This window comes from Streptomyces sp. NPDC028289, from assembly GCF_055565975.1.
The window spans coordinates 666,654-684,926 of record NZ_JBVHTI010000008.1 but is presented as its reverse complement, the minus strand read 5'-3'; the positions used below and the strand labels follow the sequence as shown (position 1 = coordinate 684,926).

Genomic DNA, 18,273 nt, shown 5'->3' with positions numbered 1-18,273 from the left:
TCCGGGGCGCTGGGTCAGTCCTGGTGGTCGAGGGGACGCGGCTTGTGGGTGCCGCCGACGCGGTTGGTGCGCAGGCTGCGGGAGCGCCGGGGGCTCGGGACCGCTGTCTCCGGGGCGCGCCGCGGGGTCTCGGGGCCCGCGGCGGCCAGGCTCTGGCCGCGCTTGAGCCAGACGTAGACGGGCACACCGAGCAGGACGACGAACAGGCCGTAGTAGACGGTCTGGTAGCCGCTGCCCTGGATCGACCAGTAGGAGAAGGCGAGCGCCAGCGCGGCGACGGTCGTGTCACGGGCGAGCCGCTTCGGGCTGAGCGACTCCCGGCCCTTCACCAGCAGCCAGTACAGCTGGGCGGCGGCGGAGAACAGGTAGGGGATGACGGCGGTCAGCACGCTCAGCAGAACGATCTTCGTGAAGACGTCCTCGAAGCGGGTGTAGCTGAACACGGTGATCAGCGAGGCCAGCACGGTCGAGGCGACGATCCCGAAGGCCGGCACGCCGTTCGCACCGCGGAGCCGGGCGAAGGCGGTGGGGAAGAGGCCGTCGCGGGCGGCGGCGTACGGCATCTCGGCGCACAGCATCGTCCAGCCGTTGAGGGCGCCGACACCGGAGACGATCGCGGCGACGGCGACCACGTCACCGGCCCAGCTGCCGCCGAAGATGTTGTTCGCGGCGTCCGTGAAGGGCGCGGTGGAGGAGCCGAGACCGGCGTGCGAGACGGTCCCGAAGACCGCGAGGGTGCCCAGGATGTAGATGACGGCGCAGACGAGCGTGCCGTACACGGTGGCCCGCGGCACGTTGCGGCCCGGCTCCCGCACCCGGCCGGCGACGACCGAGGCCGCCTCCAGACCGAGGTAGCTGAACAGGGCGATGGCACCGGCGGCGGAGATCGCACCCAGCGCGGACCGGCCGCTGGCGTTGAAGGAACCGAAATTGTGCGGGTCCATGAAGAACAGCCCGACGGTGGCCATGAAGACCAGCGGGACGAACTTCAGCACGGTGGTGATCACCTGGAAGGCGCCCGTGTTCCGGACGCCGGTGAGGTTGATCGCGGCCGGGATCCAGAGACCGGTCAGGGCGAGGAGCACCGAGAGCCACGTTCTGTGCCCGGTGTTCACGAACACCTCGGCGTAGCCGACCCAGGCCACCACGATCGCCGCGTTGCCGGCCCACGCGGTGATCCAGTACGACCACGCGTTCAGGAACCCCGCGAACTCGCCGAACGCCTCGCGGGCGTAGACGTACGGCCCGCCGCTTGCGGTGGTCCGCCCCGCGAGCGAGCCGAAGGTCAGCGCCAGGGCGAGCGCGCCCACGGTGACGACGCCGAAGGCGACCAGCGCGATCGGCCCGTACGGCGCCAGCGCGGACGGCAGGGCGAAGACGCCGGTGCCGATGACGCTGCCGATCACGAGGGCGGAGGCGGCGGGAAGGCCGAGGGCCGCCGTGGGGGTGGCTCGCTTCCCGCTCGTCGGGGTCGTGGACATGGCTGTGCTCCTTGTGCGTGGCGCTGCGGACGGGTCGGTGCGGGACCGATCGTTCTGCGCCACGCGGGGGTGCGGGGAGCGGCCGTACGGGCTCAGGGACGTACTGAAGGTCCCCGGCGGCCGGGACCGTTCGGCCCATGCCCGGGCCGGGGCATCCGCCGCACGCTGGCAGTAGTAGTCGGCACGCCCCGCCCGGGAGGTACGTCATGATCACCACACCGACGCCCACCATGCTGCGCGCGCTTCCCGGCGAACACCGGGAACGGCTGATGCGCTTCGCCCGGGAGGTCTCCTTCCCCCAGGGGACCCGGCTCTTCGAGGAAGGCGCTCGCGCCGACCGGTTCTGGATCATCCGCTCCGGCCGGGTCGAACTCGACATGCACGTTCCCGGCCGCCGGGCGGCCGTCATCGAGAACCTCGGCCACGACGAGCTGATCGGCTGGTCCTGGCTGTTCGCACCCCATGTGTGGCACCTGGGCGCCGAGGCCACCACGCCGGTCCGGGCCTACGAGTTCGACGCCGTCGCCGTCCGGTCCATGTGCCAGGACGACCCGGCACTGGGCAACGCCGTGAGCCAGTGGGTGGGACAGGTGCTCGCCCACCGCCTGCGTGCCGCCCGTACCCGCCTGCTGGACCTGTACGCCCCGTACGGCGCCGACGGCGTCTGACGGCCCGCCCGGCACCTTCGGCTCTCCTGGGAGTGACCATGCACGGCACACCGCACATCGTGAGCGACGTCATGACACAGACCGTCGTCAGCGTCGGGCCCCGGGCCCCCTTCAAGGAACTGGTGCGGCTGATGCGGGACTGGCAGGTGAGCGCCCTGCCCGTCGTCGAGGGCGAGGGCCGCGTCGTCGGAGTCGTCTCCGAGGCGGACCTCCTGCACAAGGAGGAGCTCCGGGACGGTGCCACGGACCCCCGGACCCGGCTGCGCCGGATCGCCGACCTGACGAAGGCCGGCGCGGTGACGGCCGAAGCGCTGATGACCTCCCCCGCCCTCACCACCCGTCCGGACGCCACCCTCGCCGAGGCCGCCCGCACCATGGCACGCGCCAAGGTCAAGCGGCTGCCCGTGGTGGACGAGCTCGGTCTGCTCCAGGGCGTGGTGAGCCGGGCCGACCTGCTCAAGGTCTTCCTGCGCGGCGACGAGGAGATCGCCGAGGAGGTGCGGCGCGAGGTGGTCTCCTACCTCTTCCCGCCGCCCTCCTCCGTGCTGCACGTCGACGTCCGGGAGGGAGTGGTGAAGCTCGTCGGCAGGATCCGGGACACCGCCCTCGTCCCCGTCGCGGCGCGGCTGGTGCGGGCCGTCGAAGGAGTGGTGGACGTGGAGTTCGAGCTGTCGGCCGACCGTCCGGAGGAGGCAAGTGGGGCCGGTCGGCCCTAGTGCGACCGGCCCCGGCGGGCGATGATCGTCCCGGGCGGTACGCAGTCCGTCCTTCAGTCGGGGAACAAGGGGACGTCGATGACAGAGCCGCGCACCTTCTCGGAACAGGACCCGATCCGCGTGTTCCTGCTGGACGACCACGAGGTCGTCCGGCGCGGCATCACCGACCTCCTCGACGCGGAACCCGACATCACGGTCGTCGGCGACGCCGGCACCGTCCAGCACGCCCTCGCCCGCGGCCCCGCCCTGCGCCCCCACGTCGCCGTCCTCGACGTCCGCCTGCCCGACGGCGACGGCATCACCGTCTGCCGCGAGCTGCGCGACCAGATGCCCGGCCTCGCCTGCCTCATGCTCACCTCCTTCGACGACGAGGAAGCCCTCCTCGACGCGATCATGGCCGGGGCGTCCGGCTACGTCCTCAAGCAGATCAAGGGCTCCGACCTGGTCTCCGCGGTCCGCACGGTCGCCTCCGGCCAGTCGATGCTGGACCCCGCGACCACCGCCCGCCTCATGCGCTCCCTGCGCGCCGACCCCGCCGAGACCCCCGCCACACCACCCGAGCTGGCGGGGCTGTCCCCCCGCGAACGCGACATCCTCGCCCTGATCGGAGACGGCCTCACCAACCGCGAGATCGGCAAGAAGCTCTACCTCTCCGAGAAGACCGTCAAGAACCACATCTCCCGGCTCCTGGCCAAGCTGGGCGTCCAGCGCCGCGTCCAGGCCGCCGTCCTCGCCTCCCACCTGGAACAGCCGGAGACCGGGGACCGACCGGTGCGGTGAGCCGTGCGCAGAGCCTGGTGAGGCCGAACGGCCCCTGCCGCCGTGCATCGCCGCCGGAGATGCCCGAAGCAGCCGCCGCGCCTCTCCCGCGGCGCACCGGTGCGGCCCGGTCGGGGAAGGAGTCACCATGTCCGCCACGGCTCTCGACGCGTACACCCTGGAGAAACTGGTCGCCGCCGCCGTTGCCGCGCCGTCGGTCCACAACACGCAGCCCTGGCGCTTCCGCCTGGACCTCGGGGCGCTCACCCTCCAGATGCGCGCGGCCACCGAGCGCGCCCTGCGCCACACCGACCCGACCGGCAGGGCCCTGCACGTCTCGGTCGGCTGCGCCCTCTTCAACCTCAGGGTCGCGGCCGTGCACTTCGGCTGGAAGCCGGTGCCCCGGCTGCTGCCCCGTCCGGAACAACCGGACCTGCTGGCCACGGTGCGTCTCGCCGGCGCCTCCAGGACATCGGTGCCCCAGCCCTGTACGAAGCGGTGTGGCGGCGCCACAGCTGCCGTTTCCCCTTCTCGGACCGGGCGCTGCCGACCGCCGTGGTCAGGGAACTCCGCGACGCCGCCGGTGCCGACGGCGCCCACCTCGACCTCGCCCGCGGACGTGGATCCCCTGCTCCGGCTGATCGGCCAGGCGGAACACCGCAACAACGCCGACACCGACCGAGCGGCGGAGAGCCGCCGGTGGGTCCGCGCGAGCGGCCGTGCGGCCGACGGGCTGACGCCCGAGGTCCTCGGCCCCCAGGACTTCCTGGATCGCGTACCGATGCGGGACTTCGGCACTCACCGGCGTCCGGGCGCGCTGACCGCAGTCCCCTTCGAACACCGTCCGCACCTCTTCGTCCTGTCGACCGACCACGACCGCCGGGCCGACTGGCTGCGCGCGGGTCAGGCTCTCGAACACGTCCTGCTGGTGGCCACGGCGCACGGCGTGCGAGCCTCACTGCTCCACCAGGCACTGGAATGGCCCGATCTGCGTGACCGGCTGATCCTCCCGTCGGCGAACGGACGCCCTCGCCACGCGCAGATGGTGATACGTGCCGGATACGGCCCGGAGGGACCTCCGTCTCCGCGTCTGCCCGTGCCGACACCATGGCGCGCTTCCTGAGGTGATGCGCGCCGGTCCGCCGGGGCCGTCCGGCCCCGGCCGGTGACCAATGGCCCACTGACGACACCGCTCGCGCAGGAAAACGTAGGAGGCGCGGTTCCCGATCCACGGACGCGAGCGACGAGGAGTGTTTTGATGGCGAAGGCATATCTGGTGGGCAGCGGGGTCGCGGCGCTCGCCGCGGCGGCGTTCCTGATCCGCGACGGTGGCTTCGACGGGGCGGACATCCACCTCTTCGAGGAGCAGATGGGCATCGGCGGCAGTCTGGACGCGGGTGGCACGGCGGAGGCCGGCTACACCATGCGCGGCGGCCGGATGTTCGAGGCGGAGTTCCGCTGCACCTACGACCTGCTGTCCGGAATTCCCACGCTCGACGATCCCTCGGTGTCCGTGACACAGGAGATCCTGGCCGGGCACGAGGAGTTCGCCTGGGACGACGTCGCGCGGCTGGTCGACGGTGACGGCAAGATCGCCGCCACCGGCTCCATGGGGTTCTCCGAGCGTGATCGTCTGGACCTGGTCCGGTGTCTGGCCGCTCCCGAGGGCCACCTGGACAGCAAACGGATCACCGACTGCTTCGGCGAGCACTTCTTCACCACGAACTTCTGGTTCATGTGGTGCACCACGTTCGCCTTCCAGCCCTGGCACAGCGCCATCGAGTTCCGCCGCTACCTCCGCCGCTTCATCCACCTGTTCCCGGAGTTCGGCTCCATGTCCGGTATCCACCGGACCCGGTACAACCAGTACGACTCGATCGTGCGCCCGCTGGCCGCCTGGCTGCGCAAGCACGGGGTGACCATCCATCCCGGATGCACGGTGACCGACCTCGACTTCGCCGCCGGGAAGAACGGCAGGACGGTGGAAGCCGTCCGCGTGTCCCGGGCCGGCCGCGAGGAGCGGATCGCCGTCGCCCCCGAGGACCTGGTCCTGGTCACCAACGGCTCCATGACCGACGCCTCCAGCCGCGGCACGCACACCTCTCCCCCGCCTCCGCCTCCCCAGCGCTCGGACGCCTGGCTGCTGTGGCACCGGCTGGCCCGCGGACACGAGAACTTCGGGAACCCCGACGCCTTCGACAAGCACGTGAAGGAGTCCCGCTGGGAGTCGTTCACCGTCACCGCCAAGGACCCCGCCTTCCTCGACGCCCTGGCCGGGTTCAGCGGCCGTGAGACCGGCAGGGGCGGGCTGATGACGTTCACCGACTCCAACTGGCTGCTCACCATCGTCGCCAACCGCCAGCCCGTCTACCGGGACCAGCCCGAGGGCGTCTCGGTCTGGTGGGGCTACGGCCTCTTCCCCGGCCGCGCCGGCAACCACACGCCCAAGCCCATGACCATGTGCTCGGGCCGGGAGATCCTCGAAGAGGTCCTGCACCACCTGCACTTCGACGACCGGACCAGTGCCCGGGTCCTCGAAACGTCGACGGTCATCCCGTGCGTGATGCCCTACATCACCAGCCAGTTCCTGAACCGCCGTCGTGACGACCGCCCCGAGGTCGTCCCCGAGGGCTCGGTCAACCTCGCCTTCATCGGGCAGTTCGCGGAGGTGCCGGACGACGTCGTCTTCACGGTCGAGTACTCCGTACGCACGGCGTGGACGGCGGTGTCCCGGCTGCTCCACCTCGACAAGCAGCCGCCTTCCGTCTACAAGGGCCACCACGATCCCCATGTCCTGGCGGCCGCTCTGGAGACCATGCACCGTCGTTGAAGCACGCACCCCGTGAGGGCCGCTCGGCCCAGGCCACCTCGGACCGGGGTCCACCGGCCCTCGGAAGGGCCGACCGGGACCTGTTGTCCGGCGGCCTCCCACCGGGACCGTGGAAACGAGTCCATCCCGCGACGTCGGCCCGGACGTCGCCGAACCGGGAAGTGAACCATGATGTTGTACTGGTACGGACACGGCATGAGCGGCTGGGCCTGGTTCTGGATGACCGCCGGCAATCTGCTGTTCTGGGCCGCGCTCATCACCGCCGTGGTGCTGCTCTTCCGTGCTGTGCTGCGCCCTGGTACGCACGTGGGCGGCCACCCTGGCTGGAGCGTGCCGCCCGCGTCCGGCAGCCCGGGCGCCGAGCAGATCCTCGCCGAACGGTACGCGCGCGGCGAGATCGACGAGGAGGAGTACCGACGCCGCCTGGACATCCTGCGCGGCACGTCGCCAGGACCGGCGGGGAAGTGAACGCGCCGAGCCCCCGCCTTCGTGGCGGGGGCTCACCACTGCCGGCTCGCTCAGCCGACGAACTCGCCGACGGCCGCCCCGAGCTCGCTCAGTCCCTTCTTCGCGTCGGTGAAGAACATCCCGGTCTTCGGGTCCGTGTACAGCTCGTTGTCGATACCCGCGTAGCCGTGGCCCATCGAGCGCTTGATGACGACGACGCTCTTCGCCAGGACCAGGCGCGCAAGGCGGCGCTGTAGTGCTCCCCCGTCACGATCTGCACGGGGCGGCCCGACTCCGGTGCGGTCCCCGGGGCGTTCGTGCCGGCCTGCCGCTCCGACCACACCTTCAGTCGTGCGGGATCAGCACGACCGGCCGGCTCACGTGATGGATCAGCGCGTGCGCCACCGGGCCGGTGTGCGAACCGATCGCGGTACGCCGCCTGCGGCGGCCCACCACCAGCAGACCGGCCCCGCCCGCGGCGCGCACGAGGACGTGTGCTGCCCTCCCCTCGTGCAGGTTCTCCAGGACGATCACGTCGGGGTACTTCGCGCGCCAGGGCCGGAGCAGCTCGGTGAGTTCACGCTCGGCCCGCTCCCTGATCCGCGTGCGCTCCTCGACGCCCGGGACGACGCCGGTGAGCGGCACGTGCCAGGCGTGCACGGCGCGCAGCGGCGCCCTGCGGAGCTCCGCCGCGCGGAACGCGAAGTCGAGGACGTCGTCGCTGGGGCCGCCGACGTCGAGGGCTACCGCGACGTCACGCAGGGGTGTCGCGGTCGACGCCTTTCCCGAGCCGTCGGGGAGGTGTTCGTCCGCCGCCGTCTCGCCGCCCCGGACGAGGACGACCGGCCGGTCGACGTGAGCGACGGTGGCCAGGGCGACCGACCCCGACATGAACCCCGACCCCCCGCCGGTCCGCCTGCTCCCGATGACCAGCAACTCGGCGTCCGCCGCCTCGGCAAGCAGTGCCGGTGCGGGCTGCCTGTGTACCTGTTCGGCGGCGATGTACAGCTGCGGATACCGCTCGCTCAGCACGTCGAGGGCTTCGCGCAGCACCCGGCGCGCGTGGTACTGCGGCACCCTGATCTCGGGCAGGTTCGCGTCGGTGTCATGGTCCGGGAGGCCTTCCCGGGCATGCACCAGGCGGAGGGGCAGCCCTCGGCGGAGTGCTTCCCTGGCCGCCCAGTCGGCCGCCGCGAGACTCTCCCTCGATCCGTCCAGACCGGCCACGACATGCCTCGCCATGACCGTCACCTCCTTCGTCTAAGGGCTGTCCCGTAATCCCTGGTGGATCAGCGCGCGGCGTCAGATGCGGTGCATCGCAAGGCGGAGGGTCGTCCTCATACTGGGCGTATTCGGGCGAGCCCGACAACGCTGCGAGGTGCCGTAGCTGTCGTCGTGCGCCCGCCGGGGATTACGGGACAGCCCTTAGGCATGGGGTACGACGGCCACGGGGCAGCCGACGTGATGGATCGCCGCATGGGTGACCGGTCCGGTCCGGGGGCCGACCGGGCGTTCGGCGAGACGGTGGCCGACGACGAGGAGGCTCGCGCCGGTCGAGGCCCGTACGAGCGCGGTCGTGGGCCTGTCCTCCACCACCGTGGCGAGGACTTCGACGTCGGGGTACTTGTCCTGCCACACCTGGAGCACGGCCTTGAGGAAGCCCAGCCACTCCTCGCCCTGCCAGGGCTCCTTCATCAGACCGACCTCGCCCGGCCCGAGGCCGACGGGCCCGGCGGTGTGCCAGGCGTGCACGACCCGCAGCCGGGCGTGCCGGAGCCGGGCCGCCTCGAAGGCGAACTCGATGACGTCGTCGCAGGGTTCGTCCAGGCTGATCGCGAGCACGACGTCCCGGTAGCCGGTGAGCGTCGATTCGCTCCCGTCGTCGGCGAGGAGATGTTCGTCCGCGGCCTGCTCGTCCGCCCGGACGAGCACGACGGGGCGGGTGGACTCGGCCACCACGCCGAGGGCCACCGAGCCGACGAGGAACCCGGTGAAGCCGCTGAGGCCTCGCGAGCCCAGGACGATCAGCTCGGCCCGGTCCGCGGCCTTCAGCAGGGCGGCGGTGGCCGGCCCCTCCATCTGCTCGTCGCTGAGGCGGACTTGAGGGTGATACCTGCGGACCCGGTCCTCCGCCTGGCGCAGTGCGCGCCGGGCCAAATGCCGTTGCGCAGCGTTGGCGATCTCCCCCTCCTCCTGACGGGGGTGCCAGTTCCAGGCATGGACCAGGTGCAGCTGCCGGTCCTGCCGCAGGGCCTCGCGCGCCGCCCAGGCGGCGGCGGCGAGGCTTTCGGCGGATCCGTCGACTCCGGCGACAACGGGGCGAAGCATCTCGGCACCTCCAGCACTCGGTCTGCTGTCCGTACCAGCGTCGCGCCGCGGCCTGCGCGAGGGCAGAGGCTGCCCGGTCCCCTCCCAGGGCCGTACGGCCCCTCGGCGTCGGCCCGCCACCGGCCGGGCAGGGGAATCGAGGGCTGCTCGGCCCCGCCCGTGCCCGCTCGGCCCAGGTGGTGTTCGCATCAGTCGCCATCGGGAAAGGGAGGCACAGCCATGAGGCCCACGAGGATCGGCGCTCTCCTGGTCGACGAAGTCGTCACGGCGCGGTACGGCATACCGTTCAGCGACATACCGTCGCGGTCGGTGTGACCCGTCGGCCGGACGGCGTCGTGGACGTCGTCGACCACCTGTCCTACCGGCTGGACGACAGGCACGTGCGGCCGTCGGGCTGCGCCGTGCACGGCATCGCCGACGACTGGCTGCGCAAGCTCTGAACCGCCGCCCGGCTGCGGCGTTCACATCCGCACTGATCGCGGTCCTGTCGACGCCGGGGACCGTCCTGCGCCCCGGTGAGCGGGAGTTCGTCGAGGAACGGCACTACTTCGGGAAGAGCGACGGCCACCAGGAGTTCCGCACGTGACGGCCGGCGGCCGCTGACGCGGACATGAACTCCGCGCTCCGGCGACGACGTGGGCCGGGGATCATGTTTCCGGCCCACGGGTGCGACGCCGGTCTGGTCCCGGGCAGGCCCCGCCGGCTCCTTCGGAGCGGCCTTCGCCTCCCTCCGGCGGGCGTGTTCGGGCGCAGCGTGAGAAACAAGCACGGGAGAGGCGCGTAGCAGGATCACTACGCTGCACGAGTGTTCTCATACGACGAGTTGACTTCGCCGGAGCGTGAGTTGTGGAACGCGTTTCCCGAAGGGCGAGCCGTGGACCTGCGCGCGGACGCGCCCGGGGACGACCGTGTCGCCGAGGGCGGGCGATGGGGGCCGGAGCGGACGGTTCGGGCCTCCGTGATCGCGGCGTTGATGCTGGGCGCGCACAGCGGGCAGCCCGGCGCCGTACCTTGTCTGCGGCTCGCCGGGGCGCGGATCGTCGGACCGCTCAACCTGGCCGGCGCGCAGCTGGCATACACCCTCTGGTTGGAAGGGTGCTGGTTCGAGCAGGCGGTGAACCTGCTCGGGGCGACGACCCAGACGCTGGTTCTCAGGAGCTGCCGGGTGCCTGGCGTCGAGGCCGGGGCCACGCGTATCGAGGGGAACCTGGACCTGGCGCACTCGGTCGTCGAGAGCGGCGCCCCCTCCCACTTCCACCACCGCATCACCGCCCTGTCCCTCACCGACGCCCGGGTGGCCGGCGGCGTGATCCTCAACAAGGCCGAGCTCAACGCGCCCGGCGGGTGGGCCCTGGCCGCCGGCGGCCTCGTCATGGAAGGAGGATTCTTCTGTCGCCCCGGGTTCGTCGCACGGGGCGAAGTACGGTTCCCGGGTGCCCAGTTGCCTGGCGGCCTGTACATGAACGGCGCGCGGCTGGAGGAGCCCAGCCCGCGCGGCCTGGCGCTCAATCTGGAGAACTCCGTGGCCTCGACGGTCATCCTCTCCGACGGGTTCGTGGCGAACGGGACCGTAGGGCTGCGGGGTGCCCGGATCTCGGCCGGTCTGAGCTTCTCGGGGGCCGTGCTGAACGGGCCGCCGGACGGCAGCGGCCCCTCCCTGTCGGCCCCGTTGATGCAGGCGGTCGACTTCGACCTCGGCCTCGCCGCAGCGCCGTCCGGCGCCGTGGACCTGCAAGGCGCGCAGGTGTCGTACCTGCACGACGGCGAGCACAGCTGGCCCGAGGTCGTGGAGTTGGACGGCTTCGTCTACGGTTCCATCAAGACGGACGGGAGACGGGAAGCAGTGGGGCGGCGGAACTCCGTGGCCGAGCGCGTGGCGTGGATACGGCGCAGTCCCGGCTACAACCCCCAGCCGTACGAGCAGTTGGCGAGCTGGTACCGGAAGTCCGGCCACGACGACGAGGCCCGCCGCGTGCTCCTGGCCAGACAGCGCCACAGGCGCCGCACACTGCCCCCGGCCGCGCGGGCGTGGGGGCACCTGCTCGACGTGACCGTCGGCTACGGCTACCGTCCCTGGCTGGCCGGCGTCTGGCTCCTCGCGCTGACCCTGCTGGGCACACTGTCCTTCGGCGGCCACTCCCCTCGTCCGGTCCAGCGAGGCGAGGGCCCGCCGTTCCAGCCCCTCGTCTACACGCTCGACCTTCTGATCCCCATCGGCGGCCTGGGGCAGCGCTCGGCCTGGTACTGGACGAGCGGGAGCCTCCAGTGGCTGGCCTATCTGCTGATCGCCTTCGGGTGGGTGCTGACGACCGCCGTCATCGCCGGGGTCACCCGCGCACTGCAGAAGAGCTAGTCAGGAACAGCCGGACCCAGGCGTCGCCGGCGGACGCGTGCGTGGACCGTGTGCGGCACGCCCCCCGCGGCAGCGACGGATCCGCCTGGGCCGACCGGCCCACCGGAGGGGACCGACAAGCACCTGCCCCCTCCGACCCCGGCGGGCAGACGCTGGAGAGCATCCAGCCGAGGCCCGACGGAGGAGACCGACATCATGGTCCGTTACGTGTACGACTTCGCTGAGGGCGGCCGTGACCTGGCCGGCCTGCTCGGCGGCAAGGGGGCGAACCTGGCCGAGATGACCCGGCTGGGGCTGCCGGTGCCACCGGGCTTCACCGTGACGACCGAGGCCTGCCGGACCTTTCTCACCGCCGGCAGTGAGCCGCACGGGCTGGCCGAGGAGATCTCGGAGCATCTGGCGGCTCTGGAGAAGGCGGCCGGCCGGAGGCTGGGGCAGCCCGACGATCCGCTGCTGCTGTCCGTCCGCTCCGGAGCACGCTTCTCCATGCCCGGCATGATGGAGACGGTCCTGGACATCGGTCTCGGCGACGACTCCGTGCTCGGCCTGGCGAAGGTGGCCGGGAACGAGCGCTTCGCCTGGGACTCCTACCGCCGCCTCATACAGATGTTCGGCAGTACGGTCATGGGTGTCGACAGCGGACTGTTCGAGACAGCTCTCGCCGACCTCAAGCGCGACCGGGGCGCAACGGACGACCTGGGCCTGGACGCGGCGGATCTGGCCGGGCTCGTCGAGACGTACAAGACCCTGATCCGCCGGGAGACCGGTGAGGACTTCCCGCAGTCCCCGGACGAGCAGCTACGGCGGGCCGTCCTCGCCGTCTTCGGGTCCTGGAACGGCGAGCGCGCCCGGATCTACCGGCGCCGCGAGCACATCCCCGACGACCTCGGCACCGCGGTGAACGTGCAGACCATGGTCTTCGGCAACCTCGGCTCCGACTCGGGCAGCGGTGTCGCCTTCACCCGCGACCCCGCCACCGGGCGCCCGGGCCTGTACGGCGACTACCTGCCGAACGCCCAGGGCGAGGACGTCGTGGCCGGCATCCGCAACACCGTGTCACTGGCCGATCTGGAAGAGCTCGACCCCGTCTCCCACGCTCGGCTGCGCGGTCACATGGAGACCCTCGAGGCGCACTACCGGGATCTGTGCGACATCGAGTTCACCATCGAGCGCGGCCGGCTCTGGATGCTCCAGACCCGGGTCGGCAAGCGCACCGCCGAGGCCGCGTTCGCCATCGCCTCCGAGCTGGTGGACGAGAGCCTGATCGGCCCCGCCGAGGCGCTGGGCCGGGTCGCCGGGGACGGGCTCGCCCGGCTGATGTTCCCACGGTTCGACACCTCCGCCGTCGGCGAGGCGCTCACGCACGGCCTTCCCGCCTCACCGGGCGCGGCCGTGGGCGCCGCGGTGTTCGACTCCGCCGAGGCCGTCCGCCGGGCCGCCGCGGGCGAGCAGGTCGTGCTCGTCCGCCAGGAGACCGCCCCCGACGACCTGCCGGGCATGATCGCCGCACAGGCGGTGCTGACCAGCCGGGGCGGCAAGACCAGTCACGCCGCCGTGGTCGCCCGCGGCATGGGCACGGTGTGCGTCTGCGGTGCGGAGGAGATCGCGGTGGACGCCCAGGGCCGTCGCTTCACCGTGGGTGAGACCGTCGTCGAAGAGGGCACGGTCATCTCCGTCGACGGTTCCGCAGGGGCCGTGTACCTGGGCGCCGCCCCGCTGGTCGACTCCGCGGTGATGCGGTACTTCGAGACGGGCGAGCGGTCGGCCGGACTGGTCGAGTCCGTGGCCCGGACCATGGAGCAGGCCGACCGCACGGCCCGGCTGGAGGTGCGCGCGAACGCCGACACCCCGGAGGACGCCGCCCGCGCCCGGCGGTTCGGCGCGCGGGGGATCGGACTGTGCCGTACCGAGCACATGTTCCTCGGCGAGCGGCGCAAGCTGGTCGAGGCGATGATCCTGGCCCGCGACGAGGCCGAGCGGAGGCAGGCACTGAGCGCGCTGCTGCCGCTCCAGCGCCAGGACTTCATCGGCATCCTGGAGGCGATGGACGGCCTGCCGGTCACCATCCGGCTCATCGACCCGCCCCTGCACGAGTTCCTGCCCGACCGCACCGGCCTCGCCGTGCGGATCGCCGCCGCCGAGGCCCGGGGCGAACACCCGGACCCGCACGACACCGAGCTGCTCGACGCGGTCAACCGCATGCACGAGGAGAACCCGATGCTCGGGCTGCGCGGCGTACGCCTGGGCCTGGTGGTGCCCGGCCTGGTCGCCATGCAGGTGCGGGCGATCGCCGAGGCGGTCGTGGCGCGTACGAGGGCCGGGGGCTCCCCCGAGGCGGAGATCATGGTGCCGCTGGTCGGCGCCGTCGAGGAACTGCGCATCGAGCGGACGGAGGTGGAGCGGGTCCTGGCCGAGGTGTCCGAGGAGACCGGCGTGCCCGTGCACTGCCCCGTCGGCACCATGATCGAGCTGCCGAGGGCCGCGCTCACCGCGGGCAGGATCGCCGAGGAGGCGGAGTTCTTCTCCTTCGGCACGAACGACCTGACCCAGACCACCTGGGGTTTCTCCCGCGACGACGTCGAGGCGGCGTTCTTCTCCGCCTATCTCGACAAGGGCATCTTCGCCACCTCGCCCTTCGAGAGCCTAGACCGCGACGGCGTGGGCCGGCTGGTCCGGATCGCGGTCGACGAGGGGCGCGCCGCCCGCCCCGGCCTGAAGATCGGCGTGTGCGGCGAGCACGGCGGCGACCCCGACTCCGTCCACTTCTTCCACGAGGCCGGACTGGACTACGTCTCCTGCTCGCCGTTCCGCGTCCCGGTCGCCCGCCTGGAGGCCGGGCGGGCCGCACTGTCCGGGGCCGGGTCGAGCGACAGCAGGTGAGCGCCGGGCCGGGCTCGCGTCCCCGAGCCCCGGCCCGGCCGGAAAGGAGGTGGCCGCCATGGCCCGCATCGTCGGTGAGGTGATGACCTCCGATGTCGTCGGGGCACGCCCGGAGACATCGTTCAAGGACGTCGTACGGCTGCTGGACCGGCACCGGATCAGCGGTCTGCCCGTCGTGGACCACGACGACAAGGTCGTGGGCGTCGTCTCGCAGACGGACCTGGTCCGTCGCCAGGCGACCGGGTCCCCGGCCGACCGGGCGCGGCGGTCACGGCGCCACCCGTCGGGCCGCCTCGGGCGCCCTCGTCCCGGTGCCGTCGCCGACACCGTCACGGCCCGGGACCTGATGTCGACGCCCGCGATCACCGTGCATCCGGAACAGCGGATAGCGGACGCCGCACGTGTGATGGAGCGGCACGGCGTCGAGCGCCTGCCCGTGGTGGACGAGGAGGACCGCCTGATCGGCATCGCCACCCGCCGTGACCTGCTGCGGGTCTTCCTGCGCACGGACGACGAGATCGGCCGGGAGGTCCGCGACGAGGTGGTGGACCTCGCGCTCGGGCTCCCGGTCGACAGCGTGACCGTCTCGGTCCGGGACGGCATGGTCACCCTTTCCGGAGCCGTACCGCACCACGGCGACATTCCGACCGCGATCCGGATGACGTACCGGGTGGACGGAGTTGTCGGCGTCGTCAACGGCCTCTCCTGCCGCGACGACGACCCCCACGCGGCCGACGGCGCCCACTCCTCCGGTGCGCACCACGACTGAGCAGGTCGAGTGACGTCCGCTGCCGCTCGGCAGGGTACGGCTGCCGCCGCGTGAGCACGACCGCCGCGACGGCGCCGCGGACGAACGACGGCGCATCGCGGCGATTCCAGCGCAGCGCCCAGCGGCGGCGGACGGGACGTCCGGCCCCGACGGCCCGGGCCGATCAGTCCCTCAAGGGGACCATCGGGCCCTGGGGACACCACCGCTGACGAGAGACGCTGCTGATGGGAGCGGTGCCCATCCCCCGGGGTGCCGCTCCCTCCCGCGCCGCCACCCGTGCGGTCGCCGCCCTTCCACCACGGAGGCCTGCCGACATGACCCGCCACGCCGACCGCAGCGCGACCGCCGAACCCGCCGACGCGCCGTCCGACATCGCCGTCGCGGTGGACCGCCTGGTGACCAACGGGCTCAAGGCGCTCGCCGACTACGAGGGGCTCGACCAGGAACAGGTCGACCACATCGTGAAGAAGGCCTCGGTCGCCGCCCTCGACCAGCACACCGGCCTCGCGCGACTTGCCGTGCAGGAGACCGGACGCGGCGTGTTCGAGGACAAGGCCGCCAAGAACATGTTCGCCTGCGAGTACGTCACGCACAGCATGGGCCCGATGAAGACGGTCGGTGTCATCGCCCGCGACGACATCGACGACATGATCGAGGTCGCCGAGCCGGTCGGGGTGGTGTGCGCCGTCACCCCCGTCACCAACCCGACCTCCACCACCGTCTTCAAAGCCCTCATGGCGCTGAAGACCCGCAACCCGGTGGTGTTCGCCTTCCACCCCTCCGCCCAGAACTGCAGCGCGGAGGCTGCCAGGATCGTGCGCGACGCGGCGGTCGCGGCGGGCGCTCCGGAGCACTGCGTCCAGTGGATCGAGACTCCGTCGGTCGAAGCGACCGGCGCTCTGATGCGCCACCCGGGCGTCTCGCTGATCCTCGCCACCGGCGGCAACGCCATGGTGAAGGCCGCCTACTCGGCCGGCAAGCCCGCACTCGGTGTCGGGGCCGGCAACGTCCCCGCCTACGTCCACCACAGCGCCGACATACGACGGGCCGTGAACGACCTGGTGCTGTCCAAGTCGTTCGACAACGGCATGATCTGCGCCTCCGAACAGGCCGTCATCCTGGACGACCGGGTCTACGACGCGGTTCTCGCCGAATTCGGGGCGCTGCATGCCCACTTGGCGACCGACGAGGAGAAGGCGAAGCTGGAGGCCTTTCTGTTCCCCGCCGACGGGACCGCGGGCGCGGGCTGCGAGCCCAAGGTGAACTCCGCGGCCGTCGGGCAGAGTCCGGTGTGGATCGCCGAGCGGGCCGGGTTCACGGTGCCGGCCGGCACCTCGCTCATCCTCGTCGAGGCCGGCCAGGTCGGTCCGCAGGAGCCGCTCACCCGCGAGAAGCTCTGCCCGGTCCTCGCCGTCCTGCGGGCCGGCTCCACGGAGCAGGGCTTCGACCTGGCCGCGGACATGGTCGCCTTCCACGGGCAGGGCCACAGCGCCGTCATCCACACCGGTGACCTCGAACTCGCCGAGGCGTACGGCCGTCGTATGAAGACGGTACGGGTCATCGTCAACGCCCCTTCCTCCCAGGGCGCGATCGGCGGCATCTACAACAGCCTGCTGCCGTCACTGACGCTCGGCTGCGGTTCCTGGGGCAGCACCTCGGTGTCCAACAACGTCTCCGCAGCCCAACTGCTCAACGTCAAGCGGGTGTCCGTGCGCCGTAACAACCTCCAGTGGTTCAAGGTCCCGCCGAAGATCTACTTCGAGCCGCAGTCCGTCCGGTACCTGACCTCCATGCCGGACGTCCACCGCGTCACCGTCGTCACCGACGCGACGATGACCCGGCTCGGGCTCGTCGACCGGGTCGAGCAAGTACTGCGGCGGCGCCGGGAACCGGTCACCGTCCAGGTCATCGACAACGTCGAACCCGAGCCCAGCATCGACTCCGTCCGGCGCGGCGCCCGCCTCATGGGGGACTTCCGCCCGGACACCATCATCGCCCTGGGCGGCGGCTCCCCGATGGACGCGGCCAAGGTGATGTGGCTGCTGTACGAACAGCAGGCCGAGGGCAGGGACGTCGACTTCGCCGACATGCGGCACAAGTTCTCCGACATCCGCAAGCGCGCCTTCCGCTTCCCGGTGCTGGGGAAGCTCGCCCGCCTGGTGTGCATCCCCACGACGTCGGGCACGGGCGCCGAGGTCACCCCCTTCGCGGTGATCTCCGACCCGGCCACCGGCAAGAAGTACCCGCTGGCCGACTACGCGCTCACCCCCAGCGTGGCCATCGTGGACCCGCTCCTCACCGCCGGACTCCCGCCCGCGCTCGCGGCCGACAGCGGCTTCGACGCGCTCACCCACGCCATCGAGGCGTACGTGTCGGTCTACGCCAGCGACTTCACCGACGGACTCGCCCTGCACGCGATCCGGCTGGTCTTCGAGAACATCGAGGCGGCGGTGAACGACCGTGCGGCCCGACCCGAGGCCCAGGAGAAGATGCACAACGCCGGCACCATCGCCGGCATGGCGTTCGGCAACGCCTTCCTCGGCATCGTCCACGCCATGTCGCACACGCTCGGCGCCACCTTCCACATCGCGCACGGCCGCACCAACGCCGTCCTGCTGCCGCACGTCATCCGCTACAACGGCACCGTCCCCACCAAGCTCACCGGCTGGCCGAAGTACGAGCACTACCGCGCTCCCGAACGCTTCCAGGACATCGCCCGCGCCCTGGGCCTGCCGGCCGCCACCGCGGCGGAGGGCGTCGAGTCACTGGCCGCGGCGGTGGAGCGGCTCCGGGACGCCGTGGGCATCCAATCGTCGTTCCAGGCTCTGGGCGTCGACGAGACGTCCTTCCTCGACGCACTCCCCCAGCAGGCCCTGAACGCCTTCGAGGACCAGTGCGCCCCCGCCAACCCTCGGATGCCCCTGCTCGACGACATGCGACGGCTCATGCGGGCCGCCTACTACGGGCGCGACGCGTAGCCCGCCCGGCCGCATCCGGCCATCGCCGGTCCTTTCCCCTCATCTGTCCTGACAGGGAGTTTCC

At 71.8% G+C, this 18,273-nt stretch carries 14 protein-coding genes and 1 pseudogene; 11 read left to right on the top strand and 4 right to left on the bottom strand.

All coding sequences use genetic code 11. The features are described 5' to 3' along the window. Positions 1–14 precede the first annotated feature (14 nt). Complete coding sequence (locus tag ACZ4UV_RS39630) at positions 15–1,406, bottom strand: APC family permease (RefSeq protein WP_451019518.1); 1,392 nt, start codon at positions 1,404–1,406, stop codon at positions 15–17. 281 nt (positions 1,407–1,687) lie between these two features. Between ACZ4UV_RS39630 and ACZ4UV_RS39625 the strand changes: the two genes are divergently transcribed. The 6 genes and pseudogenes from ACZ4UV_RS39625 (at position 1,688) to ACZ4UV_RS39600 (ending at position 6,922) form a co-directional block, all read left to right on the top strand. Continuing rightward, positions 1,688–2,149: a cyclic nucleotide-binding domain-containing protein gene (locus ACZ4UV_RS39625; protein ID WP_467844709.1), complete on the top strand. Its 462-nt coding sequence runs from the start codon at positions 1,688–1,690 to the stop codon at positions 2,147–2,149. A gap of 38 nt (positions 2,150–2,187) precedes the next feature. Next, on the top strand, positions 2,188–2,865 hold the full coding sequence (locus ACZ4UV_RS39620; protein ID WP_451019516.1) for a CBS domain-containing protein: 678 nt from the start codon (positions 2,188–2,190) through the stop codon (positions 2,863–2,865). A 78-nt stretch (positions 2,866–2,943) separates the two neighbouring features. Continuing rightward, entirely contained in the window at positions 2,944–3,645 is a 702-nt protein-coding gene (locus ACZ4UV_RS39615; RefSeq protein WP_351498414.1) for a response regulator transcription factor, read from the top strand. A gap of 127 nt (positions 3,646–3,772) precedes the next feature. Continuing rightward, positions 3,773–4,747 (top strand): Acg family FMN-binding oxidoreductase, encoded by a 975-nt coding sequence (locus tag ACZ4UV_RS39610; RefSeq protein WP_467844705.1) that lies wholly within the window; start codon positions 3,773–3,775, stop codon positions 4,745–4,747. 120 nt (positions 4,748–4,867) lie between these two features. After that, positions 4,868–6,454, top strand: a pseudogene (locus ACZ4UV_RS39605) (oleate hydratase); the annotation flags it as partial. 168 nt (positions 6,455–6,622) lie between these two features. After that, positions 6,623–6,922, top strand: a complete 300-nt coding sequence (locus tag ACZ4UV_RS39600; RefSeq protein ID WP_451023028.1) for an SHOCT domain-containing protein — start codon at positions 6,623–6,625, stop codon at positions 6,920–6,922. Positions 6,923–6,972: 50 nt separating this feature from the next. Here ACZ4UV_RS39600 and ACZ4UV_RS39595 read toward each other — a convergent pair whose 3' ends face one another. From ACZ4UV_RS39595 to ACZ4UV_RS39585, 3 genes are all read right to left on the bottom strand, one after another. Beyond that, on the bottom strand, positions 6,973–7,242 hold the full coding sequence (locus ACZ4UV_RS39595) for an NAD(P)(+) transhydrogenase (Re/Si-specific) subunit beta (protein WP_467844703.1): 270 nt from the start codon (positions 7,240–7,242) through the stop codon (positions 6,973–6,975). A 4-nt stretch (positions 7,243–7,246) separates the two neighbouring features. After that, on the bottom strand, positions 7,247–8,143 hold the full coding sequence (locus ACZ4UV_RS39590) for a universal stress protein (RefSeq protein ID WP_467844700.1): 897 nt from the start codon (positions 8,141–8,143) through the stop codon (positions 7,247–7,249). A gap of 183 nt (positions 8,144–8,326) precedes the next feature. Next, positions 8,327–9,229 carry a universal stress protein gene (locus ACZ4UV_RS39585; protein WP_451018056.1) on the bottom strand — a complete coding sequence of 301 codons (903 nt, stop codon included), beginning with the start codon at positions 9,227–9,229 and terminating at the stop codon, positions 8,327–8,329. Between the two features lie 311 nt (positions 9,230–9,540). Between ACZ4UV_RS39585 and ACZ4UV_RS39580 the strand changes: the two genes are divergently transcribed. From ACZ4UV_RS39580 to adhE, 5 genes are all read left to right on the top strand, one after another. Further along, positions 9,541–9,669, top strand: a complete 129-nt coding sequence (locus ACZ4UV_RS39580) for a hypothetical protein (protein WP_451018055.1) — start codon at positions 9,541–9,543, stop codon at positions 9,667–9,669. 365 nt (positions 9,670–10,034) lie between these two features. Then, on the top strand, positions 10,035–11,582 hold the full coding sequence (locus ACZ4UV_RS39575) for an oxidoreductase (protein ID WP_467844695.1): 1,548 nt from the start codon (positions 10,035–10,037) through the stop codon (positions 11,580–11,582). 195 nt (positions 11,583–11,777) lie between these two features. Next, positions 11,778–14,462: a pyruvate, phosphate dikinase gene (gene ppdK, locus ACZ4UV_RS39570; protein WP_467844692.1), complete on the top strand. Its 2,685-nt coding sequence runs from the start codon at positions 11,778–11,780 to the stop codon at positions 14,460–14,462. Positions 14,463–14,520: 58 nt separating this feature from the next. After that, complete coding sequence (locus tag ACZ4UV_RS39565; RefSeq protein ID WP_451018052.1) at positions 14,521–15,231, top strand: CBS domain-containing protein; 711 nt, start codon at positions 14,521–14,523, stop codon at positions 15,229–15,231. Positions 15,232–15,545: 314 nt separating this feature from the next. Next, on the top strand, positions 15,546–18,209 hold the full coding sequence (adhE, locus tag ACZ4UV_RS39560; RefSeq protein WP_451018051.1) for a bifunctional acetaldehyde-CoA/alcohol dehydrogenase: 2,664 nt from the start codon (positions 15,546–15,548) through the stop codon (positions 18,207–18,209). Positions 18,210–18,273: the final 64 nt, after the last annotated feature.